Source organism: Pseudomonas sp. 273 (assembly GCF_029201425.1).
Lineage (GTDB): Bacteria > Pseudomonadota > Gammaproteobacteria > Pseudomonadales > Pseudomonadaceae > Pseudomonas > Pseudomonas delhiensis.
The window spans coordinates 4,556,551-4,579,491 of sequence record NZ_CP116775.1 but is presented as its reverse complement, the minus strand read 5'-3'; the positions used below and the strand labels follow the sequence as shown (position 1 = coordinate 4,579,491).

Annotated in this window: 16 protein-coding genes and 1 pseudogene; 9 read left to right on the top strand and 8 right to left on the bottom strand. The window is 69.4% G+C overall.

Going from position 1 to position 22,941, the window contains the following annotated elements; all coding sequences use genetic code 11:
- Positions 1-52: 52 nt before the first annotated feature.
- Positions 53-547, top strand: coding sequence for an Lrp/AsnC family transcriptional regulator (locus PKO50_RS20775; RefSeq protein WP_275627121.1), 495 nt, complete (start codon positions 53-55; stop codon positions 545-547).
- A gap of 223 nt (positions 548-770) precedes the next feature.
- Here the strand turns inward: PKO50_RS20775 and PKO50_RS20770 are convergent, their stop codons facing one another.
- The 3 genes from PKO50_RS20770 to PKO50_RS20760 all read right to left on the bottom strand — a co-directional run bounded on the left by PKO50_RS20770 (position 771) and on the right by PKO50_RS20760 (position 4,257).
- Positions 771-1,181: a PA2817 family protein gene (locus PKO50_RS20770; RefSeq protein WP_275627120.1), complete on the bottom strand. Its 411-nt coding sequence runs from the start codon at positions 1,179-1,181 to the stop codon at positions 771-773.
- Between the two features lie 76 nt (positions 1,182-1,257).
- Positions 1,258-1,674, bottom strand: coding sequence for a PA2816 family glutamine-rich protein (locus PKO50_RS20765; RefSeq protein WP_275627119.1), 417 nt, complete (start codon positions 1,672-1,674; stop codon positions 1,258-1,260).
- 144 nt (positions 1,675-1,818) lie between these two features.
- Positions 1,819-4,257, bottom strand: a complete 2,439-nt coding sequence (locus tag PKO50_RS20760; protein WP_275627118.1) for an acyl-CoA dehydrogenase — start codon at positions 4,255-4,257, stop codon at positions 1,819-1,821.
- A 146-nt stretch (positions 4,258-4,403) separates the two neighbouring features.
- Here PKO50_RS20760 and PKO50_RS20755 point away from each other — a divergent pair, with 146 nt between their 5' ends.
- From PKO50_RS20755 to PKO50_RS20740, 4 genes are all read left to right on the top strand, one after another.
- On the top strand, positions 4,404-5,075 hold the full coding sequence (locus tag PKO50_RS20755; protein WP_089391654.1) for a transglutaminase family protein: 672 nt from the start codon (positions 4,404-4,406) through the stop codon (positions 5,073-5,075).
- A gap of 115 nt (positions 5,076-5,190) precedes the next feature.
- On the top strand, positions 5,191-5,811 hold the full coding sequence (locus tag PKO50_RS20750; RefSeq protein ID WP_275627117.1) for a glutathione S-transferase: 621 nt from the start codon (positions 5,191-5,193) through the stop codon (positions 5,809-5,811).
- Between the two features lie 92 nt (positions 5,812-5,903).
- Complete coding sequence (locus tag PKO50_RS20745; protein WP_109936358.1) at positions 5,904-6,836, top strand: ABC transporter ATP-binding protein; 933 nt, start codon at positions 5,904-5,906, stop codon at positions 6,834-6,836.
- On the top strand, positions 6,833-7,609 hold the full coding sequence (locus PKO50_RS20740; RefSeq protein WP_109936359.1) for an ABC transporter permease: 777 nt from the start codon (positions 6,833-6,835) through the stop codon (positions 7,607-7,609). Before PKO50_RS20745 ends, PKO50_RS20740 begins: the two co-directional genes overlap by 4 nt.
- A gap of 443 nt (positions 7,610-8,052) precedes the next feature.
- Here the strand turns inward: PKO50_RS20740 and PKO50_RS20735 are convergent.
- Positions 8,053-10,097: pseudogene (locus tag PKO50_RS20735) on the bottom strand (TonB-dependent receptor).
- Positions 10,098-10,731: 634 nt separating this feature from the next.
- On the opposite strand from PKO50_RS20735, the gene putP reads away from it, so the two are divergent.
- Positions 10,732-12,249 (top strand): sodium/proline symporter PutP, encoded by a 1,518-nt coding sequence (gene putP / locus PKO50_RS20730; RefSeq protein ID WP_109933129.1) that lies wholly within the window; start codon positions 10,732-10,734, stop codon positions 12,247-12,249.
- Between the two features lie 51 nt (positions 12,250-12,300).
- Here putP and PKO50_RS20725 read toward each other — a convergent pair whose 3' ends face one another.
- Positions 12,301-13,491, bottom strand: a complete 1,191-nt coding sequence (locus tag PKO50_RS20725) for a sugar transporter (protein WP_275627116.1) — start codon at positions 13,489-13,491, stop codon at positions 12,301-12,303.
- 231 nt (positions 13,492-13,722) lie between these two features.
- On the opposite strand from PKO50_RS20725, the gene PKO50_RS20720 reads away from it, so the two are divergent.
- Positions 13,723-13,965, top strand: a complete 243-nt coding sequence (locus PKO50_RS20720; RefSeq protein ID WP_109933127.1) for a VF530 family protein — start codon at positions 13,723-13,725, stop codon at positions 13,963-13,965.
- Between the two features lie 626 nt (positions 13,966-14,591).
- Here the strand turns inward: PKO50_RS20720 and PKO50_RS20715 are convergent.
- From PKO50_RS20715 to PKO50_RS20705, 3 genes are all read right to left on the bottom strand, one after another.
- The gene (locus PKO50_RS20715; protein ID WP_275627115.1) at positions 14,592-14,996 is read right to left on the bottom strand and encodes a hypothetical protein; all 405 of its coding nucleotides are present in this window, start codon (positions 14,994-14,996) and stop codon (positions 14,592-14,594) included.
- Positions 14,975-17,941 carry a patatin-like phospholipase family protein gene (locus tag PKO50_RS20710; RefSeq protein WP_275627114.1) on the bottom strand — a complete coding sequence of 989 codons (2,967 nt, stop codon included), beginning with the start codon at positions 17,939-17,941 and terminating at the stop codon, positions 14,975-14,977. Before PKO50_RS20710 ends, PKO50_RS20715 begins: the two co-directional genes overlap by 22 nt.
- A gap of 160 nt (positions 17,942-18,101) precedes the next feature.
- Entirely contained in the window at positions 18,102-21,113 is a 3,012-nt protein-coding gene (locus PKO50_RS20705) for a transglycosylase domain-containing protein (RefSeq protein ID WP_275630507.1), read from the bottom strand.
- 304 nt (positions 21,114-21,417) lie between these two features.
- On the opposite strand from PKO50_RS20705, the gene PKO50_RS20700 reads away from it, so the two are divergent.
- A complete protein-coding gene (locus PKO50_RS20700) occupies positions 21,418-21,648 on the top strand; it encodes a hypothetical protein (protein WP_109933481.1) in 231 nt (76 codons plus the stop codon).
- Between the two features lie 406 nt (positions 21,649-22,054).
- Positions 22,055-22,666 (top strand): class I SAM-dependent methyltransferase, encoded by a 612-nt coding sequence (locus PKO50_RS20695; protein ID WP_275627113.1) that lies wholly within the window; start codon positions 22,055-22,057, stop codon positions 22,664-22,666.
- The last annotated feature ends 275 nt before the right edge of the window (positions 22,667-22,941 follow it).

Sequence of the window (22,941 nt, the reverse complement as noted above, 5' to 3'; positions counted from 1 at the left end):
TCCGACTGCATGGGCTAGTCTTCTGCGCAAAGACAGACTCAGGATGAAGGGAATGAAGAAAAGAAATTCCAGCCTGGCCGGCCTGGATGCCACCGACCTGGCGATGCTGCGCCTGCTGCAGGAGGACGCCAGCCTGTCCAACGCCGAGCTGAGCGAGCGCCTGGCGCTGAGCGTCACGCCCTGCTGGCGGCGGCGCAAGCGCCTGGAGGAGGAGGGCTACATCCGCGACTACCAGGCCAACCTCGACCGCCGGCGCCTGGGCCTGGACATCCTGGCCTTCGTCCACGTGCGCTTCGCCGCCCATTCCGACGACGCCTCGGACCGCTTCGAGGCGACCGTGCGCGAGCTGCCGGAGGTGCTGGCGTGCCACAAGATCACCGGCGACGCGGACTTCCTCCTGCAGGTGCTGGAGAAGGACCTGGACGCCTACGCGGAGTTCGTCGAGAAGGTGCTGCGCAAGCAGCCGGGGATCGCCTCGATCCAGTCGACCCTGGCGCTGCGGGAGATCAAGGATTGCCACCGGATACGGGTGCCGGAAGAGGGGTAGGGCGGCCTGATGGCTGGATCGCGGACGGAGTCCGCTCCTGCGGGAAGACGGTATGCCGTGCCTGCCAGCAACCTGTAGGAGCGGGCCCTGCCCGCGATTTCGCGCGCAGGGCGCGCTCCTACAATGGAAATGGCGTGGGTGGGGCGGCGTAGGAGCGGACTCTGTCCGCGATCGGCGGATAACGCTTCGCGTTATTCGCCCTACGTGGCGCCCCGGTGTCGGCTCAATGCTTGGGCGCGTCTTCCGGCAGCGCCAGCAGGGCCTTTTCCTTGTTCCAGTCGAAGGGCACGCCGTTTTCCTCGGCGGCGAAGCGGCGTTCGTCCAGCTGCTGGTACATGTCGATTTCTTCGTCGGGCATGAAGTGCAGGCAGTCGCCGCCGAAGAACCACAGCAGGTCGCGCGGCACCAGGTGGGCGATCTGTGGGTAGCGATGGAAGGTCTGGGCAATCAGGTCCTGGCCCAGGTACTGGGCGCCCACCGGGTCGCGCGGCAGTTCCTCCAGCAGTTCGTCGAAGCGCTCGAGGAACAGGCCGTGGTTCTCCTCCGGGACCTGCTCGGCTTCGCCCAGGGCGCCAAGGATCATGCGCAGGTGCTGCAGTAGGGCGAGGTGGTGGTCAAGGTAGGCGCTGGCCATGGTGGGGTCCTCTGCGGAAACGGCTGAAACGGGGGCGGAGTATATCGGGTTTCGCCGCCCCGCCGCGCGCCGCCGTTCAACGGAGCGGCCGCGACTGGGTCTGCCGGCGCTGGTTGTCGATCATCCGCCGCTGCATGTCGAGCTGCTGCTGTTGCTGCTGCAGGCGGAACTGTTGCAGGTCGGTGCGCTGGCGCTCGATCGTCTGGTCCTGCAGGCGCTGTTGCTGGCGCTGGCGGTCCAGGGACTGCTGCTGGTCCTTGAGCTGTTGCTGCTTGAGCTGCAGGCGCTGGTCCTCGTACTGCAGGCGCTGGTCCTGCTGCTGGGCGCGGCGCTGCTCGGCCTGGCGCTGCAGGCTGTCGATCTGCTGCTGTTGCGCGTCCAGGTCGACCAGCGGCGCCGGCGGCGGGCTGTTGCGGCTGGGGTAGAGCCAGGAGTCGGCCTGGGCCGTGGCCGCCACGGCCAGGCCGAGGAGAAGGATGGTCAGGATGCGCATGGGCGTTCTCCCGGTTGCCATTCCCTGCCAGTGTGCACCCATCCGCCGGCCCTGGCAGCCCCGCAGGCCGAAAACGCCAAGGGCGCCGTGTCGGCGCCCTTGGCGTACTGCTCCCTTCATGGGGTAGGGAAGGGTTCTGCGAGGTCAGACCTTGCCCGGCTGGCCGAGTTCCTCCTTGGCGAAGTCGTCGACGTCGATCACCTGGCGCCGGGCCGCTTCCGCGGCGTGCAGCTGCTGGCCCTGGGCTTCGTCCAGCACCCGCGCGGCCACCGCGGCGTCGATCGGCGACTGGCCGGGCGCGGGCCGCAGCCTGCCTTCCTTGAGCGCCTTGTGCAGCTGCTTCTGCAAGGGCGCCGCCTCGCGCAGGGCGGTGAGGGCGCGCTCCAGGTCGGCCAGCGGGTCGCCCTCGGCGGTGGGCAGGAAGGCGCCGTAGAGGATCGCCTGCAGCGCCGGGTCTTCCAGCGGGCGGCCGAGGATGCCGGCGATCTCCGCGTCCAGCGCGTCGCCCGGGCCCTTGTGGCGGCGGCCCAGGGGGAACACCAGGAGCTTGAGCAGGCAGCCGGCGATGCGGTTGGGGAAGTTCTCCAGCAGCGCGGCCAGGGCCTCCTCGGCTTTCGCCAGGTTTTCCTCCAGGGCCCAGCGCAGCAGCGGTTGCAGGTGTTCGGCGTGGTTCAGGTCGTGGTAGCGCTTGAGCGCCGCCGAGGCCAGGTAGAGGTGGCTGAGGGCGTCGCCCAGGCGCGCCGAGAGGCGTTCCTTGCGCTTCAGTTCGCCGCCCAGCAGCATCATGCTGAAGTCGGCGAGCATGGCGAAGCTGGCCGCCAGGCGGTTCACCGCGCGGAAGTAGGGGCGCGCCACGCGGTCGCCGGGCACGTGGTCGAAGCGGCCGAAGCCCAGGCCCAGCAGCAGGCTGCTGGCGGCGTTGCTCACCGCGAAGCCGATGTGCCTGAGCAGCAGGCGGTCGAACTCGTGGGCGGCGTGGCCCTGGTCCTCCTGCTGGGCCAGGGCCATTTCCCTGAGCACGAAGGGATGGCAGCGGATGGCGCCCTGGCCGAAGATCATCAGGTTGCGCGAGAGGATGTTGGCGCCTTCCACGGTGATGAAGATCGGCGCCGTCTGCCAGGCGCGGCCCAGGTAGTTGCGCGGGCCGAGGATGATGCCCTTGCCGCCGTGGATGTCCATGGCGTGGCTGATGCACTCGCGGCCGCGCTCGGTGAGGTGGTACTTGAGGATGGCCGAGAGCACCGAGGGCTTCTCGCCCAGGTCCACCGCGTGGGCGGTGAGGATGCGCGCGCAGTCCATCATCCAGGCGTTGCCGCCGATGCGCCCGAGGGCCTCCTGGATGCCTTCGAAGGCGCCGATGGGCACGTTGAACTGCTCGCGGATCTGCGCGTAGCGCCCGCTGCTGTAGCTGCAGCCCTTGGCCGCGCTGGTGCCCACCGCCGGCAGGGAGATGGAGCGGCCCACCGACAGGCAGTTCATCAGCATCATCCAGCCTTTGCCGATCATGGCCTGGCCGCCGATGATGCAGTCCAGCGGCAGGAACACGTCCTTGCCAGAATTCGGTCCGTTCATGAAGGCCGCGCCCAGCGGCACGTGGCGCCGGCCGATCTCCACCCCGGGGGTGTCGGTGGGCACCAGGGCCAGGGTGATGCCCAGGTCTTCCTCGCCGCCCAGCAGGTGGTCCGGGTCATGGCACTTGAAGGCCAGGCCCAGCAGTGTGGCCACCGGGCCCAGGGTGATGTAGCGCTTCTCCCAGGTCAGGCGCAGGCCGAGCACTTCCTCTCCCTGCCACTGGCCCTTGCAGACGATGCCGATGTCGGTCATGCCGCCGGCGTCGGAGCCGGCCTGCGGGCTGGTCAGGCCGAAGCAGGGGATTTCCTCGCCGCGCGCCAGGCCCGGCAGGTAGCGCTGGCGCTGCTCGTCGGTGCCGTAGTGCAGCAGCAGCTCGGCCGGGCCCAGGGAGTTGGGCACCATCACGGTGGAGGCCAGGTCGCCGCTGCGGCTGGCCAGCTTCATCACCACCTGGGAGTGGGCGAAGGCGGAGAAGCCCTTGCCGCCATACTCCCTGGGAATGATCAGGCCGAAGAAGCCCTGTTCCTTGATGAAGGCCCAGGCCTCGGGCGGCAGGTCCATGCGCCGGGAAATGTCCCAGTCGTCGACCATGGCGCAGAGCTGTTCGGTGGGGCCGTCGATGAAGGCCTGTTCCTCCTCGCTCAGCTGCGGCGCCGGGGCGCCCAGCAGCTTGCTCCAGTCCGGGCGGCCGCTGAACAGGTCGCCGTCCCACCACACGGTGCCGGCCTCGATGGCCTCGCGCTCGGTGTCGGACATCGGCGGCAGCACCTGCTTGAACCAGGCGTACAGCGGGCCGCTGAACAGCTTGCGGCGCAGTTCGGGCAGGGCCAGGGCGGCGGCCACCGCCAGCCACGGCAGCCAGAGCAGGACCATCCAGCCGTGGGCGTGGCTGAACAGGCCCATGAAGACCAGGTACACGGCGACGATGCCCAGCGCCGGGGCCGGCGCCACGCGGCGGTGGGCGAGCCAGGCGACGCCGAGCACGAGAACGATCAACCAGAGCAACAACATGCGCTTTCCTCCATGACGAACGACAGGACGATCCCCTTGAGCTTAGCCGGGTGTTGGCGCCTTCCTCGGCGAGCTTGGCCGGATCGTCCTCCACGGCGTGCGGACGGGCTGTTTAGACTGGCCGGAACCGTGAAGGAGATTCCCCCATGCAGGCTTACCTCGAACCCGGCCGCTACCTGGATAGTGACCACCCCGCGGTGGTCGAGTTCGCCCGCCGGCACCGCGGCGCCTCGACGCAGCCGCGCGAGCAGGCGGTGGCGCTGTACTACGCGGTGCGCGACGGCATCCGCTACAACCCCTACGTGTTCAGCCTCGATGCGCAGACGCTCAAGGCCAGCCACGCGCTGCAGGCCGGGCAGTCCTACTGCGTGCCCAAGGCCGCGCTGCTGGCGGCTTGCGCGCGCCTGTGCGGCATCCCCGCGCGCATCGGCCTGGCCGACGTGAAGAACCACCTGGCCAGCGGGCGCATGGTGGAGCTGCTGCGCAGCGAGACGTTCGCCATGCACGGCTACACCGAGCTGTACCTGGACGGCCGCTGGGTGAAGGCCACGCCGGCCTTCAACCGCGAGCTGTGCGAAGCCTTCGGCGTTCTGCCGCTGGAGTTCGACGGGCGCCAGGACAGCGTCTTCCACGAATTCGACCAGGGCGGCCGGCGGCACATGGAGTACCTGTGCGACCATGGCCAGTTCGCCGACATCCCCGAGGCGTTCTTCTTCAGCCACCTGCGGGCCTGCTACCCGCACCTGTTCGACGCCGGCCCCACGCCGTTGTCCGGCGACATGCAGGCCGAAGCGCCGAAGCATGAAGGCAATCGATAGTCATCATCAGTCCGCATGCCTTTCTTCTTGCCGCGCCGACCGGTAGGGTGCTCGCATCCACCGGCCGACCTGCCTCGGCCGCGCCCACCCGCCGAACAAGAAGAGGCTGAACGCCATGCTGAAGATCTGGGGCCGCAAGAATTCGTCCAACGTGCGCAAGGCGCTGTGGTGCGCCGAGGAGGCCGGGGTGGCCTACCAGCGCATCGACGCCGGCGGCGCTTTCGGCGTGGTGAACGAGCCGGCCTACCGCGCGCTCAACCCCAACGGCGTGGTGCCGACCCTCGAGGATGGCGACTTCGTGCTCTGGGAGTCCAACGCCATCGTCCGCTACCTGGCGGCCAAATACGCCGCGGGCAGCCTCTACCTGCAGGACCTGCAGCAGCGCGCCAGCGCCGAGAAGTGGATGGACTGGACCACCTCGACCTTCGCCGGGCCCTTCCGCACGGTGTTCTGGGGTACCCTGCGCACCCCGCCGGAGCTGCGTGACCAGGCCGCCATCGCCGCCGGCATCGAGGCCTGCGTGGAGGCCCTGGCGGTGCCCGAGCAGGCCCTGGCGCGCCAGCCATACTTGTCCGGCGAGCGCTTCGGCATGGGCGACATCCCCCTGGGCAGCTTCATCTACGCCTGGTTCGAGATGCCCATCCAGCGCCCGCCGATGCCGCACCTGGAGGCCTGGTACGCCCGCCTGCGCGAGCGCCCGGCCTACCGCGCGGCGGTGATGACCGCGCTGACCTGAGCCGCCCGCGACGCCGGCGAAGGTTGCATTTGCCGGCGCCGGCCCTTATCTAGCTGTTCCATTTTCTGCGCCGCCCAGCCACGGGAAATTCCATGAGTTCCGCGCTTACCCTCCGTCAACTGACGAAAACCTACGGCAACGGTTTCCAGGCCCTCAAGGGGATCGACCTGGACGTCGCCGAGGGCGATTTCTTCGCCCTGCTCGGCCCCAACGGCGCCGGCAAGTCCACCACCATCGGCATCCTCTCGACCCTGGTGAACAAGACCAGCGGCACGGTCACGGTGTTCGGCCACGACCTCGACCGCGAGCCGCTGAAGGTCAAGCGCTGCCTGGGCGTGGTGCCCCAGGAGTTCAACTTCAACCAGTTCGAGAAGGTCTTCGACATCGTCGTGACCCAGGCGGGTTACTACGGCATCCCGGCGAAGATCGCCAAGGAACGCGCCGAGAAGTACCTCAACCAGCTGGGCCTGTGGGACAAGCGCAACTCGGCCTCGCGGGAGCTGTCCGGCGGCATGAAGCGCCGGCTGATGATCGCCCGCGCGCTGATCCACGAGCCGCGCCTGCTGATCCTCGACGAACCCACCGCCGGGGTGGACATAGAGCTGCGCCGCTCGATGTGGAACTTCCTCACCGAACTGAACCAGAAGGGCATCAGCATCATCCTCACCACCCACTACCTGGAGGAGGCCGAGCAGCTCTGCCGCAACATCGCCATCATCGACCACGGCACCATCGTCGAGAACACCAGCATGCGCAAGCTGCTGACCCAGCTGCACGTGGAGACCTTCGTGCTCGACCTCAAGGGCGCCGTGGCCCAGCTCCCGCAACTGCCCGGCTACCCGGCGCGGCTGCTGGACGACCACACCTTGGAGGTGCAGGTGGACAAGGCGGCCGGCATCAACGGCCTGTTCGCCGCGCTCAACGCGCAGGGCATCGAGGTGCTGAGCCTGCGCAACAAGACCAACCGTCTGGAGGAGCTGTTCGTGTCGCTGGTCGAGAAAAACCTGTCGAAGGTGGCGGTATGAGCGAGCTGCGCGCCAACTGGGTGGCCCTGAACACCATCGTCTACCGCGAAGTCCGCCGTTTCACCCGCATCTGGCCGCAGACCCTGCTGCCCCCGGCGATCACCATGGTTCTGTACTTCGTCATCTTCGGCAACCTGATCGGCCGGCAGATCGGCGGCATGGGCGGCTTCAGCTACATGCAGTACATAGTGCCGGGGCTGATCATGATGTCGGTGATCACCAACGCCTACGGCAACGTGGTGTCGAGCTTCTTCGGCAGCAAGTTCCAGCGCTCCATCGAGGAACTGCTGGTGTCGCCGGTGTCGCCGCACACCATCCTCCTCGGCTACACCGTGGGCGGTGTGTTGCGCGGGCTGGCGGTGGGCATCATCGTCACGGTGCTGTCGCTGTTCTTCACCAAGCTGCAGGTGCACCACCTGGGCATCACCGTGCTGGTGGTGGTGCTGACGGCCACCATCTTCTCCATGGGCGGCTTCGTCAACGCGGTGTTCGCCCGCAACTTCGACGACATCTCGATCATCCCGACCTTCGTGCTGACGCCGCTGACCTACCTGGGCGGGGTGTTCTACTCCATCCACATGCTGCCGGCGTTCTGGCAGACGGTGTCGCTGGCCAACCCCATCCTGCACATGGTCAACGCCTTCCGCTTCGGCATCCTCGGGGTGTCGGACATCCCGATCGGCACGGCGCTGGTGTTCATGCTGGTGGCGACGGTGATCCTCTACTTCTTCTGCATACGCCTGCTGGTGAGCGGGCGGGGGATGCGGCAGTAGCGGCGGCTCCGTGCTCGGCAGCGAGCGGGGTGAGGCCAAGGCCAAGCGGCGGATAACGCGGAGCGTTATTCGCCCTACGCCAGGCCCGCCATGGACGTAGGGCGAATAACCGTTCGCGGTTATCCGCCGCTACACCTTCCTTGCCGGCCATTGCGTGGTTGAGCCTGGCACGGCTTTGACGGCGGCTCCGTGCTCGGCAGCGAGCGGGGTGAGGCCAAGGCCAAACGGCGGATAACGCCGTAGGCGTTATGCGCCCTACGCCAGGCCGACCATGGACGTAGGGCGAATAACCGTTCGCGGTTATCCGCCGCTACACCTTCCTTGCCGGCCATTGCGTGGTTGAGCCTGGCGCGGCTTTGACGGCGGCTCCGTGCTCGGCAGCGAGCGGGATGAGGCCAAGGCCAAACGGCGGATAACGCGGGGCGTTATTCGCCCTACGTTCTTCAGAACGCCACCTTCACCCCCGCCTCGATGCCGCGCCCCGGCGCCGGCACGCTGTCGCGCAGGATGGAGCTGGCGTAGCGCACCGTCTGGTTGGTCAGGTTCTCGCCCTTGACGAAGGCCAGCCACTGGCTGCCACCCACGTCGAATTTGTAGCCGACGCTGGCGCCCAGGGTGGTGTAGCCGTCGGTGGCGAATTCCTCGTCCGGCACCCGGTGCTGCGAGGCGGCGTGTTCCACGTCCAGGCGCGCCTGCCATTGCTGCAGGTCCCAGATCAGCGCGCTGTTCAGGCGCAGCGGGGCGATGCGCGGCAGCGGCTGGCCGGTGTCGCGGTTCTTCGCCCGGGTGTAGTCGCCGGACAGTTCCAGGTCGAAGTTGCCGTAGGGGCTTTCCAGCAGGTGGATGCGGTCCTGCGCCTCGACGCCGTAGAACTCTGCGCGCACGCCGCTGTAGAGGTATTCCGGCAGGGCCTCGTCGCTGTCGGCGGCGACCACTTCGCCTTCCTCGTCGCGGTAGCGGCCGCTGGCGAGCAGGCCGATGTAGTTGGAGAAGCGGCTGTAGAACACGCCGACGCTGCCCTTGTGCACGCCGTTGTCGAAGCGCAGGGCCAGGTCGGTGGAAACCGCCTTCTCCTTGTCCGCGTCGGCGTCGCCCACCTCGAAGGTGCCGGTGGCGGCGTGGGGGCCGTTGGCGTACAGCTCGTAGAAGGTCGGCGCGCGCTCGGTGTAGCTGAGGGTGGCGGCCAGGGCCCAGATCGGCGTCAGCTGGTACACCGCGCCGGAGGACAGGCTGCCGGCGGTGAAGCTGCGGCCGCCGTCGTTTTCGGCGAAGCGTTCGTTGCCCTTGGCGTCCGGGTCGATGCGGCTGTGTTCGACGCGGCCGCCGAAGCTCAGCGCCAGACGCTCGGTGGCCTGCCAGTTCTCCAGGAAGAACAGCGCCGCGCTGTCGGTCTCGGTGTGCGGCACGAAGGCCTCTTCGCCCAGGGCCGAGAAGCGGCTGTTGGCCACCTGCGCGCCGACCACCCCCTGCAGCGAGCCGATAGGCTTGTGGCGGGCCTCGATGCGCGCCTCGTAGCCGTCGTTCTTGAAGGTGGTGCCGGTCTCGCCGTCCTCGATCTCCTTGTGCTGGTACTCGGTGTAGGCGGCATCCAGCTTCACCGAGCTGAACGGGCCTTCGAGGTCGCGGATTTCCGAGGCGAAGGCGTAGCGGTCCTGCTGCATCTTCAGGCGCACGTCGTCCTCGGCCGGGGAACCGTAGTTGCTGTCGTAGCCGCTGTAGGACAGGCCGGCGTAGCCGTGCTCCCAGTGGTAGCTGCCGCCGATGGCGCCGCTGTCCTGGCGGCCGTCGCTGTTCTCGACGCGGTGCCTGGCGTCGTCGCCGTCGAGGGCGCGCTGGCGGCTGGAGTGGGCGTAGCCGGGAATGCGCAGGTCGTTGAACTCGCGGGAGCCGGCGTCCAGGTGCAGGGCGAAGTTGCCGTCGCCGGCCTCCAGCGCGCCGGCCGCGCTGCGGGTGGTGTCGGCGCCGCCGTAGCGCAGCTCGCCCTGGCCGTGCACGCCGTCCACCGGTTCGCTGGGGATGCGGTTGTCGAAGCTGTTGACCACCCCGCCGATGGCGTTGCCGCCGTAGAGCAGGGCGGCCGGGCCGCGGACCACCTCGATGCGCTCGACTACGTTGGGGTCCTCCGGCACGGCGTGGTCGTAGGACAGCGACGAGGCGTCCAGCGCGCCCACGCCGTTGCGCAGCACGCGGATGCGGTCGCCGTCCATGCCGCGGATGATCGGCCGGCTGGCGCCGGGCCCGAACCAGGTGGAGGACACCCCCGGCAGGCCATCGAGCGTCTCGCCCAGGCTGCCTTTCTGGCGCAGCGTCAGCTCATCGCCCTGCAGCACGCTGCTGGGGCGGCGGGTTGCACCTCGCCCAGCGGGTTGGCGGTGATCACCTGGTCCGGCAGGGCGGCGGGGCGGGTGTCGGCCAGGGCGGGAACGGCGAACAGGGCGAGGGTCAGTGGCGCCAGTGGCCAGCGGGGCAGGGGGCGGGACGGGGACATCGGTGGGCTCCTTGGTTTTTTGCGGGCAGAACGCGCCCCTCCCGTGCCGGTTCGGGTTGTGCGAAGGCTCAAGGTCGGGGCTTGGCGGGCCGCTCGGTGGGGCGGCTTTAAAACGGTTTGTTATAACATAACATTTCATGGGGTTTGAAAATCAAGTGTCTTAAGACCCGAAAGTGCTAGCGGCAAGGCTCAAGCCAGGTTCATCGGCAGCGTGCCGTGGAGTTTTTCGCAAGAAGTCCAGAGCTTTTCGCAAGAATGCCGGGGCAGGGTGCCACTAGATTCCGCCATTCGCTTGTGCGGGTTGCACCTGAGTGCAACCGTTCGGCGATTCGGTGCAACAAGGGCTTTTCCTTGCGCTAGAATCCGCCGCCCGCGCGCGTCCCCGGACGTGCGCCGGGCACTGTGCGAAGGCCGCCCCGGGACTGGTGAGGGGGCGCCGAAGAATCAGCCGCCCGCGTGGTGCAACCGCGACGGATGGCGACAGGGGTGGCAGCGGCGCTTGCGCAAGACCGCTGCCACCCCGTCGTGCCGAACGGCACGGCAGGGGGACCGGCGCCAACAGCGCCAGCCCCGACGAGCAAGGGCCCGGGTTACCCACCGGGCCTGGATAAAAACAAGCGTTAGGGGAGCCCCCATGAGCGTCAACACGCCAACACTGGTCACGTTCGTGATCTACATCGCGGCCATGGTCCTGATCGGACTCGCCGCCTACCGTTCCACCAACAACTTCTCCGACTACATCCTCGGCGGCCGCAGCCTCGGCAGCTTCGTCACGGCCCTTTCGGCCGGCGCCTCGGACATGAGCGGCTGGTTGCTGATGGGCCTGCCGGGGGCGATCTACCTCTCCGGCATCTCCGAAAGCTGGATCGCCATCGGCCTGATCGTCGGCGCCTACCTGAACTGGCTGTTCGTCGCCGGCCGCCTGCGCGTGCACACCGAGCACAACGGCAACGCCCTGACGCTCCCCGACTACTTCACCAACCGCTTCGAGGACAACAGCCGCATCCTGCGCGTGCTCTCGGCGGTGGTCATCCTGGTGTTCTTCACCATCTACTGCGCCTCGGGCATCGTCGCCGGCGCCCGCCTGTTCGAAAGCACCTTCGGCATGTCCTACGAGACCGCCCTGTGGGCCGGCGCCGCCGCGACCATCGCCTACACCTTCGTCGGCGGCTTCCTGGCGGTGAGCTGGACCGACACCGTGCAGGCCTCGCTGATGATCTTCGCGCTGATCCTCACCCCGATCATCGTGCTGTTCGCCACCGGCGGCGTGGAACCGACCTTCGCCGCCATCGAGCTGAAGGACGCGGCCAACTTCGACATGCTCAAGGGCGCCTCCTTCATCGGCGTGATCTCGCTGATGGCCTGGGGCCTGGGCTACTTCGGCCAGCCGCATATCCTGGCGCGCTTCATGGCCGCCGACTCGGTGAAGTCGATCCCGGCCGCGCGCCGCATCTCCATGACCTGGATGATCCTCTGCCTGGGCGGCGCCGTGGCCGTGGGCTTCTTCGGCATCGCCTACTTCCAGGCCAACCCGGAACAGGCCGGCGCGGTCACCGAGAACCATGAGCGGGTGTTCATCGAGCTGGCGAAGATCCTCTTCAACCCGTGGATCGCCGGCGTGCTGCTGTCGGCCATCCTCGCCGCGGTGATGAGCACCCTGAGCTGCCAGCTGCTGGTATGCTCCTCGGCGCTGACCGAGGACTTCTACAAGGCCTTCCTGCGCAAGAACGCCAGCCAGCTCGAGCTGGTCTGGGTCGGCCGCGCCATGGTGCTGCTGGTGGCGCTGATCGCCATCGCCCTGGCGGCCAACCCGGAAAACCGCGTGCTGGGCCTGGTGTCCTACGCCTGGGCCGGCTTCGGCGCCGCCTTCGGCCCGCTGGTGCTGTTCTCGGTGCTGTGGAAGCGCATGAACCGCAACGGCGCCCTGGCCGGCATGCTGGTCGGCGCGGTCACCGTGATCGTCTGGAAGCAGTTCGGCTGGCTCGGCCTGTACGAGATCATCCCCGGCTTCCTGTTCTCCAGCATCGCCATCGTGGCCTTCAGCCTGCTCGGCCCGGCCCCGTCCAGGGCCATGCAGCAGCGCTTCGACGAAGCCGAAGCGGAGTACGGCGAGGCCCACCTGCCGGCCTCGGCCCCAGCCACCGGCCGCTGATCCGCTGAGCTGTACCCAAGGCCGCGGTCCCGCAAGGGGCCGCGGCCTTTTTCATGGGTGCCCGCCGCGCAGCGCCTGGGCATAACGCCAGCAGGCGAACAGGCACAGCGCCAGGCCCGCCATGGCCACGGCGCCGCCGACGTTGCCGATCTGCGCCAGGCCGATGCCGCCGACCACCCGGCTGCCCAGCAGCGCGCCGCCGCCGATGCCGACGTTGTACAGCCCGGAGAACATGGCCATGGCCACGTCGGTGGCGTCGTGGGCCAGCATCAGCACCTTGGCCTGCAGGGCCAGGCCGAAGCAGAGGATGGCGGCGCCCCAGAACAGGCTCAGGCCGAGCAGCGCCAGGGGCTCGCGGGCCAGCGGCAGGAGCAGCAGCAGGCAACTGCCCAGCACCGCGATGGCGATGCACGGGAAGGCCCGCGGGAAGCGCTCGCTGTAGCGGCTGAAGAGGATCGAGCCGAACAGCCCGGCGCCGCCGAACAGCAGGAGCAGCAGGGTGGTGCGCTGGCTGTCCAGCGCGGCCACCTCGCGGGCGAAGGGCTCGATGTAGCTGTAGGCGGTGAACTGCGCGGTGATCACCAGCACGGTGAGCACGTACAGCGACACCAGCGCCGGGCGCCGCAGCAGCACCGGCAGGCTGCGCAGCGAGCCGGAGTTCTGGCTGGGCAGCAGCGGCAGCGCACGGGCCAGCCAGAGCACCACCAGCAGCGACACGCCGGCGATGGCCAGGAAGGTCGCGCGCCAGCCCATGGCCTCGCCCAGCACGCGGCCCAGGGGGATGCCCAGGACCATCGCCAGGATGGTGCCGGTGGCCAGCAGGCCCAGGGCTTTCGCCTGCTGGCCGGGCGGCGCCACGCGCACCGCCAGGGAGGCGGTGATCGACCAGAACACCGCGTGGGCGAAGGCGATGCCGAAGCGGCTGAGCATCAGCGTGGTGAAGCTCCAGGCGACGCCGGAGAGTAGGTGGCTGCCGATGAACAGGCAGAAGATCGCCACCAGCAGGCGCCGTCGCTCCATGTTGCGCGTGGCCAGCATCAGCGGTAGCGAGGTGAGCGACACCACCCAGGCGTACAGGGTGAGCATCAGCCCGGCCTGCTCGGGGCGCATGTCGAAGCTGCGGCCGATGTCGCTGAGCAGGCCTACCGGGACGAACTCGGTGGTGTTGAAGATGAAGGCGGCGATGGCCAGGGCGATGACGTTCAGCCAACTGCCGGTGCGGGTGTCTTGCCGGTTGTGCATGGGAATCCTGAGTGGGGGTGGGGCTCAGGCCGAACCCCCGGCCACGCGCGATGCCCCGGCGTCGAGGGGCCGGGCGCGGGCGGGCGAAGAGGAGTCGTTGTAGGTATGGGGGATGCGGCGGTCGCGGCGGCCATTCTACGCCGCGCGCCGGGCGCCTGTCTGCGCCTGGGCTGCGCGCCTGGCGGCTTGCTGCTAAGGTGCGCGCATTTCCCGCATCGACGAAGCCCGACCATGAGCGAAACACCCAAGGACCCGCTGCACGGCATCACCCTGCAGGCCATCCTCGAACGCCTGCTGGAGCAGTACGGCTGGGAGGGATTGGCCAAGCGCATCGACATCCGCTGCTTCAAGAGCGAGCCCAGCATCAAGTCCAGCCTGACCTTCCTGCGCCGCACGCCCTGGGCGCGGGAGCAGGTGGAGAAGCTCTACGTGCAGATGGTGCGCGGGAAGGGTCGAGCGGATGGTCCGGCGTGACCGATACCCCGGCAACCTGTGGGAGCGGGCCCTGCCCGCGAAATCGCGCGCAGGGCGCGCTCCTACATGGGAATGGCGTGGGTGGGGCAGCGTAGGAGCGGATCTCATCCGCGAATCGCGCCGGGATGGCCGGCTATCGCGGACAAGGTCCGCTCCTACGGGGGAGGAATACCGTGTTTCCCGGCAACCTGTAGGAGCGGGCCCTGCCCGCGAAATCGCGCGCAGGGCGCGCTCCTACATGGGAATGGCGTGGGTGGGGCAGCGTAGGAGCGGATCTCATCCGCGAATCGCGCCGGGATGGCCGGCTATCGCGGACAAGGTCCGCTCCTACGGGGGAGGAATACCGTGTCTCCCGGCAACCTGTAGGAGCGGGCCCTGCCCGCGAAATCGCGCGCAGGGCGCGCTCCTACATGGGAATGGCGTGGGTGGGGCAGCGTAGGAGCGGATCTCATCCGCGAATCGCGCCGGGATGGCCGGCTATCGCGGACAAGGTCCGCTCCTACGGGGAGGAATACCGTGTCTCCCGGCAACCTGTAGGAGCGGGCCCTGCCCGCGAAATCGCGCGCAGGGCGCGCTCCTACCATACCGGGGCGCATGGCTTTTCGTAGGAGCATTTCGGTGTCACCTCAGTTGGGCTTCGCCTGCGCCGGCAGCCAGAACTCGATCACCCCGGGCGAGGCCTGCAGGCTTGCCGCCAGGGGCAGGGCCACGGCCTTGTCGCTGAACTTCTGCGCCAGCCAGCGTGCGCATTCGCCGTCGCGGCGGGCGTGGTAGATGAAGGTCGGCCGCGGCCAGGGCAGCGGCGGGGGCGAGCCGCGGCGGGTGGCGGCGCTGACCACGTTCTCGATGCCCGGGGTGCTGATGCCGCTGCCTTCCAGCAGCTTGAGGAAGTCCCGCGCCGGGCGCTGCTCGTCGGACGAGTAGATCTGCGTGTAGAGCACCACCGGCCGCCGCCCTTCGCGTACGCAGGGGTTGTTCGCCGGCTCCGTCGCGGGTTCGGCGCCGGCGGTCATGGCCGGTGGTGGCGCCATCTCGGCGGCGACCGGCGGCGCCGATGCCGGCGCCGCGGGTGGTGGTGGCGGAGGGGCGGCGGGGCGCTGGCCAGCGCCGGGTTGTCTTCCGGCAGCGGGGTGAAGCCGAACCAGTATTGCTGCACCGGGCTGTTGGGGTGCGGGTCGCTGGTGAGCTGGCGCAGGTAGTCGCAGTCGGCCGACTCGGTGCCGTTGGCGCAGGCCGTGCTGGCGCGCTCGAACAGGGTGCGCATGTCGCTGGCGAACTCCACCGACAGGCCGTTGCGGCTGGCGAAGTTCTCCAGGTGGCCGATACGCGTGCGCAGGGCGTCGCTGACCTTGTTGCCCTTGGCGTAGAGGTCGGCGATGGCCTCCAGCTGGCTGGCGTACTTCGACTCGCTGTCGGCGATGCTGCCGCGGTACTGCTCCAGGCCCTGCCAGAGCGCCACCACCAGGCTGGCGGAAAGGCCCACGCCGAGGGTGGTGCGTACGTTCTGGGCGATGCGCTGGCGGCGGTTCGGGGCGTTGGCCGGGGCCGGCTGGCCGACCGCGGTGAGGGTCACGATGCTGGCCAGGTCGGTCCAGCCGGGCAGGCGCTGGAGGAGGTCGCGGCTGAGCACCGAGCCCAGGGCCAGGCCCAGTTGGTGGTAGGCCTCCCACTGGCTTTCGTCGAAGAACTGGTCGTCGGTGCCCTGCTGCGGGAAGGCCGGGTTGCGGTCGGCGTAGCCCACCAGGTCGAAGGGCAGCTCCAGCAGCGGCGAGTCGCAGCGGTGCGGCTTGACCACCAGCAGGGTGCCGCGCCTGTGGCTGGCGTAGGTGATGCGCGCCAGCAGCAGGTACTCGCGGCCGCAATCCGGCGAGATGGACTCCGGGGTGCCGAACAGCAGGGCGCGGGTGTCGTCGCCGGAGACGCGGGCCAGGCTCTGCGGGTCGATGAATTCGATGTCGGCGTCGTAGTCGATCTTGGCCTTGCGCACCAGGTTCTCCAGGTCCTCGAACAGGTAGCGCGGGTCGGCGCCGCAGTCGCTGGCGACGATCAGGTCGACCTCGCGCTTGAGCAGGGCGTAGACGCCGCTGTTGTCGAAGTGGCCGCCGTCGGACAGGTACCAGAAGGGCGCGCGCAGGCCGGGGAACTGGGCGAGCATCTCGGCGCGGGTGGCCAGGTACTTGGCCAGGCGCGCGCGCCAGCCGGTTTCGGCGGCGCGGGTCGGGTTGGGCAGCCAGAAGCCCAGGCGCAGGCCGGTCATGAACACCAGCGCGGCCAGCCCGGTGCTGGTGCGCGAGCCCATGCCGGTGCTCAGCGCGGCGCCGGAGATGGTCGCCCATTGCGCCAGGCTGCCGTGCTCCATGCCCTCGGGCGGCCGCGGGCCGTGGGTGCCGGTCTCCACGCCCAGGGCGCTGACGGTCAGCGCCACGCCCTTGCGGTCGGCGTTGTAGCTGTGGGTGCGGTCGTCGAGGGTCTGGTTGATGCAGCAGTTGATCAGGTGCAGCGGCCCGCCGTAGGCGTGCGGCTGGTAGTCGCCCAGGGCCACGTCGTCGCCGGGGAGGATTTCCCGCAGCGACTCGATGCCCTCGATCAGCCGGCGCTCGGCCGGCACCAGCAGCGAGGCCGGGAAGCGCGCCTCGGGGCCGCCGTGGTTGGCCACCGCGATGTAGGTGCGGGCCAGGCGCGAGCGGTAGAAGTAGTGCAGCGAGGCGAGGTTCAGCTGGGTGAGGTTGGCGCCGCTGATGCCGATGTAGAAGCCCAGCGCGGCCAGCACCAGGGCCCAGTACAGCAGCGGCAGCCAGGGCTGCATGGCGGCGCCGGGGCTGAGCAGGTTGCCGCCCAGGTAGAGGAAGGCCTGCAGCAGCGTCAGCCAGGCCAGCAGCAGGAACGCCAGCAGGGCCAGGCCCAGCAGGTTGGCCAGCTGGCTGCCATAGGCCGTGGGCAGGCCCTGCTGGCGCAGGCGCTCCAGCAGCGTCGGCAGCAGGGCGCGCAACAGCACCACAGCCAGGCCCGTGGAGCCCAGCACGCCAGAGGAGACCAGGGTGAAGTTGCCGCTCTCGCGCAGGCGCACGACCAAGTGCCAGGTCGCCGCCTCGCAGGCGCCCAGCAGCAGGACCCCGGCGCCGCCCAGCAGCACCCAGCCCAGCCAGTGGGTCAGGCGCAGGCGCTGCTGGTCCGGCGGGCAGGCACGCAGCGGCAGGCGCAGCAGCCAGCCCAGCGGGGCGATCAGCAGGGCGCCGACCAGGGTGGCGTAGGCCAGCAGCCGCGGGCCCAGCTCGATGTCGCTCTGCAGCTGCGGCCACAGGCCCTGCACCGCCAGGGCCAGCGCGGCGAGCAGGGCCAGCAGCACCGAGAGCAGGTCGCGCAGGGCGTGGTCCTGGCGGTCGCGGCTGAACCAGTAGGCCCAGCACAGCGCGCCGGCGGCCAGCAGCAACAGCGGCACGACGAGGAACCACAGCGACCAGAGGTTGCCGAGGAACACCGGCGGCGTGCCCACCAGAGCCAGCAGCACGTGGGGCAGCACCGTGAACATGCCGATGCACAGCAGCAGGATGCCGATCTCCAGCTGGGTGGCCATGAAGCCGCGCAGCATCGAGGCGCCGGCCATCAGCAGGTCGCGGCCGCCGGCCGGGGCCAGGTAGCGGCCGTTGTTGCGCAGCCACCAGAGCAGCAGCGAATCGTCCGCCGCCAGACCGTTCTCCACCTCGCGGGCGCCCTGGGCGGGGCCGTACAGGCGGCCGAGCATGGCGCCGACGTAGCCGCCGCCGGAGACCGTGGACAGGTAGTCGAAGCGCTTGAGCACGTGGTTCTTCGCCAGCGCCCGCAGCAGGCCGAAGTTGAAGGTGGCGCTGCGCACGCCGCCGCCGGAGAGGGCCAGGCCCCAACTGAAGTCGCTCGGCACGTCGATGCCGGCCTGGGCACGGCGCTGGCGCAGCAGTGCCTGTTCCTGGTCCCTGAGGTTCGCATGGCGGCGCGGCATGGCGGTGCCCTCCGGCTCCCGGACCCGCGCGGCAAGGGGCGCCGCGCCAGGTCATGCTGACGGCCGGCCGGACCTCCCGGCGCCGAACCCTTGGCGCCGTGCTTCCCTGGCCTTTCCCGGGTTCAGGCCGCGGCGGCGCGCTGGGCGCCGGCCGCCGGCCTCATAGCCAGCTCACCCGCAGGGTGTCCTGGGGCGCATGGCACTCGGTGCCCGGCTCCAGGTAGTGCTGCAGCATCGGCGCCATGCCCTTGAGCACCTGTACCGGCAGCGCCGAGGTGAACTTGAAGTTGCTCGAGGCGCTGCCGGCGACGTAGGCGGTGAGGGTGCCGAAGTGCCGCGGGCCGAGGTAGAACACGAAGGTCGCGGTGCGGTTCAGCGAGCGCGAGCTCTTCACCGCACCGCCGCGGGTGAAGCTTTCGATGCGGTTGTCGCCGGTGCCGGTCTTGCCGCCCATCACCAGCGCGCTGCCGTCGTCGCGGCGGAAGCTGCCGGACAGGCGCCGCGCGGTGCCCTGGTCGACCACCTGGGACAGCGAGTCGCGCAGGGTGCTGGCCACCTCCGAGGTCATCACCCGGGTGCCGACGTTGGCCTGCGGCGCCAGGCTCACCTCGTAGGGCGTGCCGGCGGCGAAGTGCAGGCTGTCGATGCGCAGGGTCGGCAGGCGCACGCCGTCGTTGAGGATGATGCCCATCAGCTCGGCCAGCGCCGCCGGGCGGTCGCCGGAGCTGCCCAGGGCGGTGGCCAGCGAGGGCACCAGGTGGTCGAAGGGGTAGCCCAGTTGCTTCCATTGCTGGTGGATGTCGAGGAAGGCCTCCACCTCCAGCATGATGCGGATGCGCTTGTCGCGGGCGGCCTTGTAGCGCGACTTGTACAGCCAGCCGTAGACCTGCTTGCGCTCGGCGTTGCTGGCGGCCACCGCGTCGGCGAAGCTGGCTTGCGGCTGGCGTTGCAGGTAGCCCAGCAGCCACAGCTCCAGCGGGTGCACGCGGGCCACGTAGCCCTGGTCGTTGAGGTCGTAGGCGCCGGGGCCGTAGCGGGTGTAGAGGTCGGCGATGCGCTTGTCGGTGAGCTTCTCGCCGGTGTAGTGGCTCTGCTTCAGGCGGTCCTGGAGGAAGGCGGCGAAGCTCGCCTGGTCGGCCCGGGGCTGCAGGTAGCGGTGGATCGCCGCCAGGCGCACCGGCCAGGGGCGCAGGCCGTCGAGGAAGGTGTCCAGGCGCTCGTCGGCGTTCTGCCCGCGGTACTTCTGCCAGAAGCGCAGCAGGTAGACGCGGCTCTCCTGGTCGACGAAGCGGTCCAGGTACAGCTGCCGGCGCGGGTCCTTGTCGTCCTGCAGCACGGTCAGCTTGTTGCCGTCCTTCTGGTACATGTCGTGGCGCACCAGGTCGCGCAGCAGGCGCACGAAGGGCAGGTTGATGGACTCGCGCAGGGCTTCGAGCAGGGTGGGGATGCGCCCGTTGTCCTCCCGGCGGAAGTTGGAGAAGGTGTGCACGCCGCCGCCGGTGAAGAAGCTCTCGTAGGGGCTGGCCGAGTACTTGCGCTGCATGGCCGCGGCGAGCATGGCCGAGAGGTCGGCGTTGGGGTTGGCGACCAGGTAGTCGATGGACCAGCGGGTGATGAAGTCCAGCGGCTCCACCGGCACCTTGCGCAACTCGGCGGCGGGCTTGCCGGTGTAGGCGCGGTACAGGTCGGCGACGCGCTCCAGGTAGTTGGACAGCACCCGCAGCTTGGCGGTGGAGCCCAGTTCCAGCTTGCTGCCCTCGTTGATGTCGAAGGGCTGGTCGGTGCTGTCGGTCTGCACGCGCACGCGGTTGCCGTCGGCGGTGCGCTCGAACAGCACGAAGCTGTAGCGCACGTCGGCGGTCTTGTCCTTGGACAGCAGGTGCTCGCCGAACAGGCCGATCTGCGAGGCGAAGTCCGCGTCGGCCAGTTGCTTGAGGTAGGCGCTGACCTTGTTCTGCAGCTCGTCCTGCAGGGTGGTGCTGAAGGTCAGGTCGAGGCGGTCCAGGTCATACAGCGGCACGTTGAGCATGCCGGCCAGGCGGGTGCGGGCCAGGCTCACGCCCTTGTTCGGCTCCAGCGGCTGCACCGTCGGCTGGTTCTGCGGGTCGCGGAACTCCAGGCGCTGGGCCAGCGCGGCATCGCGCAGCGGCGCCTCGATCACCCCGGCCTGGGCCAGCAGGCGCAGGTAGCTGTCGGTCAGCTCGCCCAGCGGCTTGCGCCCGCGCGACAGGTAGTAGGAGGGGCGGCGGTGGGCGATCATCAGCGACACCACCTGGCGTAGCGCCCGGCCCTGGGCCTCCAGCTCGGCGCCCGTGCCGGCGGGCGCGGCGAGCAGGCGGTTGACCTCCTGGTAGTCGGTGCCGTACCAGATCCACAGGCCGTCGGGCAGGCCGCTGACCTCGCCGTAGCCCGGCTGCGCCGAGAGCGGCACCGAGTTGAGGTAGGTGAGCACCACGTTGCGCCGCGCCGGCAGGTTCTCGGCGCCGCCCTGGTAGGCGCGCACGCTGGCCGAGGCCATCTGCCGCAGCTTGTCGCGGATGGAGTTGGTGCGGCCGTCCACCGAGTGGCGGTACTTCTCGATCTGCGTGGCCAGGGTGCTGCCGCCGGGGGCGTGGTTGCCCATGCCCACCAGGCGCCCGGCCTGGGCCACCGCGGCCTGGGTGAAGCGGCTCCAGTCGATGGCCGGGTTGAGGTAGGGGCGGCTGGCGTCGAGCAGGTCGCGGTTCTCGATGTACAGCAGGCTCTGCACGATCAGCGGGGCGATGGCGTCATAGCTGGCGTAGAGGCGCTGCGGGTAGCGGAAGTTGTAGATCGGCAGGCCGCGGCAGTCACTGATGTCGACGCCGGCCTGGGCCTTCTCGGCGTAGGGCGGGAACATGCCGTAGCCGGCGTACTGCAGCAGGGCAGGGGAGAAGCGCGCCTGGTCGAGGGTGACGAAGTCGCGGTCATGCAGGCGCTGCAGGAAGTCCGGCAGTTGCAGGTAGCCCAGGCGGCGGTCGAAGGGGCCGTCCTTCGGGTAGACCACCTGGTCGCTGGCGCCGGCGCCGACCTGCCAGGTCAGGTCGCCGGCCAGGCGCGCCAGTTCGCGGGCCTGCAGCTTGGAAGTGCGCGCCTCGTAGAGCAGCGCCGCGCCCATCGCCGCCAGCAGGGGCAGGACGAAGAGAAACAGCAGCAGAAAACGGTGGTGGCTGGGTTTCTTCGGGGAAAAGCCAGGCTCCGGCACGCCCGGTTGAGAATGCAGTTGACCGGTATGCTCCGTATGCGCCATATCACGACCTGCCCATGCTTGCGAAAGCCTGAGTAAGTGGTCTCCGCCGACGTGACGACCGGCACCCATCCCGGTGCCGCGAAAGCCCCCGTGCCAGCGGCCTCCCCTTTCTTTGAGCGTAGTAGGCGGGGAAAATTCTGCTGAATGTCGTGCCTTCGTCCGGCCCAGCCCGCGACAATGGCCGACGAGTGACCTGGAAGCCCGTCCGATGCGCCCGTTCCTGCTGTTCCTGCCGTTGATCGCCTGCCTGGCCGCCCAGGCCGCGCCCATGCCGTTCTACCTGTGGCAGAGCCGCCTGGACGGCCACCTGACCTGCAGCCAGACCTCGCCGGGGGAAGGCTGGACGCAGCTGTCCGGGCCGTTCAGCGACGCGGGGTGCCGGCAGCCGTTGAAGCAGGGGCCTTCGACCAAGGGGCTGGCGGTGCCGAAGGGGTTGTGAGAGGGGCGCCCAGTTCCTGCTCGCGAACGGTGTTTCCCGGTGGCTTTGGTGCTGGGGGTGACACCGCTCCCTCTCCCCAGCCCTCTCCCTGAAGGGAGAGGGGGCTTGTCCGTGCCGAGAGAAGGAGTGGTTTCAGCCGGAAACTTTCGGTGTTGCCGGCTAACTCCAGAGCCTCCGTTTCTGCCCAACGGTCCCCTCTCCCTTCAGGGAGAGGGTTAGGGAGAGGGCGCTCTTCAGGGCCAGCACCGCAGCCACCGGGAAACACGGTTCGCGAGCAAGCTCGCTCCTACGAAAAGCCTTTGCCTAGAATGAAGTCGACACCCCCAAAACCGGACCCCACCATGCCCGACAACCCCCCCGCATCCGCCACAGCTGGGACAGCAACGCCAGTGCCTGGACCCGCGCGGTGCGCGAGCAGCGCATCGACAGCCGCCGCCTGGCCACCGACGAGGCCATCGTCCGCGCCGTGCTGGAGGGTTCGCCGCGGCGGGTGCTGGACATCGGCTGCGGCGAGGGCTGGCTGTGCCGGGTGCTGGAGGCCCGGGGCTGCGAGGTGGTGGGCGTCGATGCCTCGGCGGCGCTGATCGAGGCGGCGCGCCAGGCCGGGGGCGGGCGCTACGAGGTGCTCAGCCAGGCCGAGCTGGTGGGTGAGGCGGGTGCGCACCTGGGACTGTTCGACGCACTGGTGTGCAACTTCGCCCTGTTCGACGAAGACCTCGCGTCCCTGCTGCGTGGCCTGCCACAGCGCCTGGCGCCGGGCGGGCGCTTGCTGATCCAGACGCTGCACCCCTGGAGCGCCTGTGGCGACGAGCCCTACGAGGACGGCTGGCGCCTGGAGACCTTCAGCGCCCTGGGCGAGGAGTTCCGCGAGCCCATGCCCTGGTACTTCCGTACCTTCGAGTCCTGGCTGGCCCTGCTGCACGCCTGCGGCTGGCGCCTGCTGGCCCTGCGCGAGCCGCGGCGGCCGGATACCGGCGAGGCCTGCTCGCTGCTGCTGGTGGCCGCGCCGGCCGAATAAGCCTTTGGTCTCGTTCGCACCATAAGGGGGCAGACGCTCCGGCAATCTTGTGCAACACTCCGCGGCGACCTCAGTGGTTCACTCCCGCAATGCCCACGTCCGTTCCACAAGAACGGGCAGCCTCTTCCGGTGTGCAGTCCCGGAAGGCCCCAGACGACTCCTTCCCCGTGCCCACCGGCGCGGCGGCGGCGCTTTTTCCGTCGCGGGCCTTCCTCATCCCGACCGCGCTTCGAGTCGCCGCTGATATACCCAACAACAAAATCGAGGTTGCACCA

Excerpts from the sequence above, each read along its gene's own strand:
- PKO50_RS20775 (WP_275627121.1), top strand. The coding sequence starts at position 53 with ATGAAGAAAAGAAATTCCAGCCTGGCCGGCCTGGATGCCACCGACCTG.
- PKO50_RS20770 (WP_275627120.1), bottom strand. The coding sequence starts at position 1,181 with ATGGCCAGCGCCTACCTTGACCACCACCTCGCCCTACTGCAGCACCTG.
- PKO50_RS20765 (WP_275627119.1), bottom strand. The coding sequence starts at position 1,674 with ATGCGCATCCTGACCATCCTTCTCCTCGGCCTGGCCGTGGCGGCCACG.
- PKO50_RS20760 (WP_275627118.1), bottom strand. The coding sequence starts at position 4,257 with ATGTTGTTGCTCTGGTTGATCGTTCTCGTGCTCGGCGTCGCCTGGCTC.
- PKO50_RS20755 (WP_089391654.1), top strand. The coding sequence starts at position 4,404 with ATGCAGGCTTACCTCGAACCCGGCCGCTACCTGGATAGTGACCACCCC.
- PKO50_RS20750 (WP_275627117.1), top strand. The coding sequence starts at position 5,191 with ATGCTGAAGATCTGGGGCCGCAAGAATTCGTCCAACGTGCGCAAGGCG.
- PKO50_RS20745 (WP_109936358.1), top strand. The coding sequence starts at position 5,904 with ATGAGTTCCGCGCTTACCCTCCGTCAACTGACGAAAACCTACGGCAAC.
- PKO50_RS20740 (WP_109936359.1), top strand. The coding sequence starts at position 6,833 with ATGAGCGAGCTGCGCGCCAACTGGGTGGCCCTGAACACCATCGTCTAC.
- putP (WP_109933129.1), top strand. The coding sequence starts at position 10,732 with ATGAGCGTCAACACGCCAACACTGGTCACGTTCGTGATCTACATCGCG.
- PKO50_RS20725 (WP_275627116.1), bottom strand. The coding sequence starts at position 13,491 with ATGCACAACCGGCAAGACACCCGCACCGGCAGTTGGCTGAACGTCATC.
- PKO50_RS20720 (WP_109933127.1), top strand. The coding sequence starts at position 13,723 with ATGAGCGAAACACCCAAGGACCCGCTGCACGGCATCACCCTGCAGGCC.
- PKO50_RS20715 (WP_275627115.1), bottom strand. The coding sequence starts at position 14,996 with ATGGCGCCACCACCGGCCATGACCGCCGGCGCCGAACCCGCGACGGAG.
- PKO50_RS20710 (WP_275627114.1), bottom strand. The coding sequence starts at position 17,941 with ATGCCGCGCCGCCATGCGAACCTCAGGGACCAGGAACAGGCACTGCTG.
- PKO50_RS20700 (WP_109933481.1), top strand. The coding sequence starts at position 21,418 with ATGCGCCCGTTCCTGCTGTTCCTGCCGTTGATCGCCTGCCTGGCCGCC.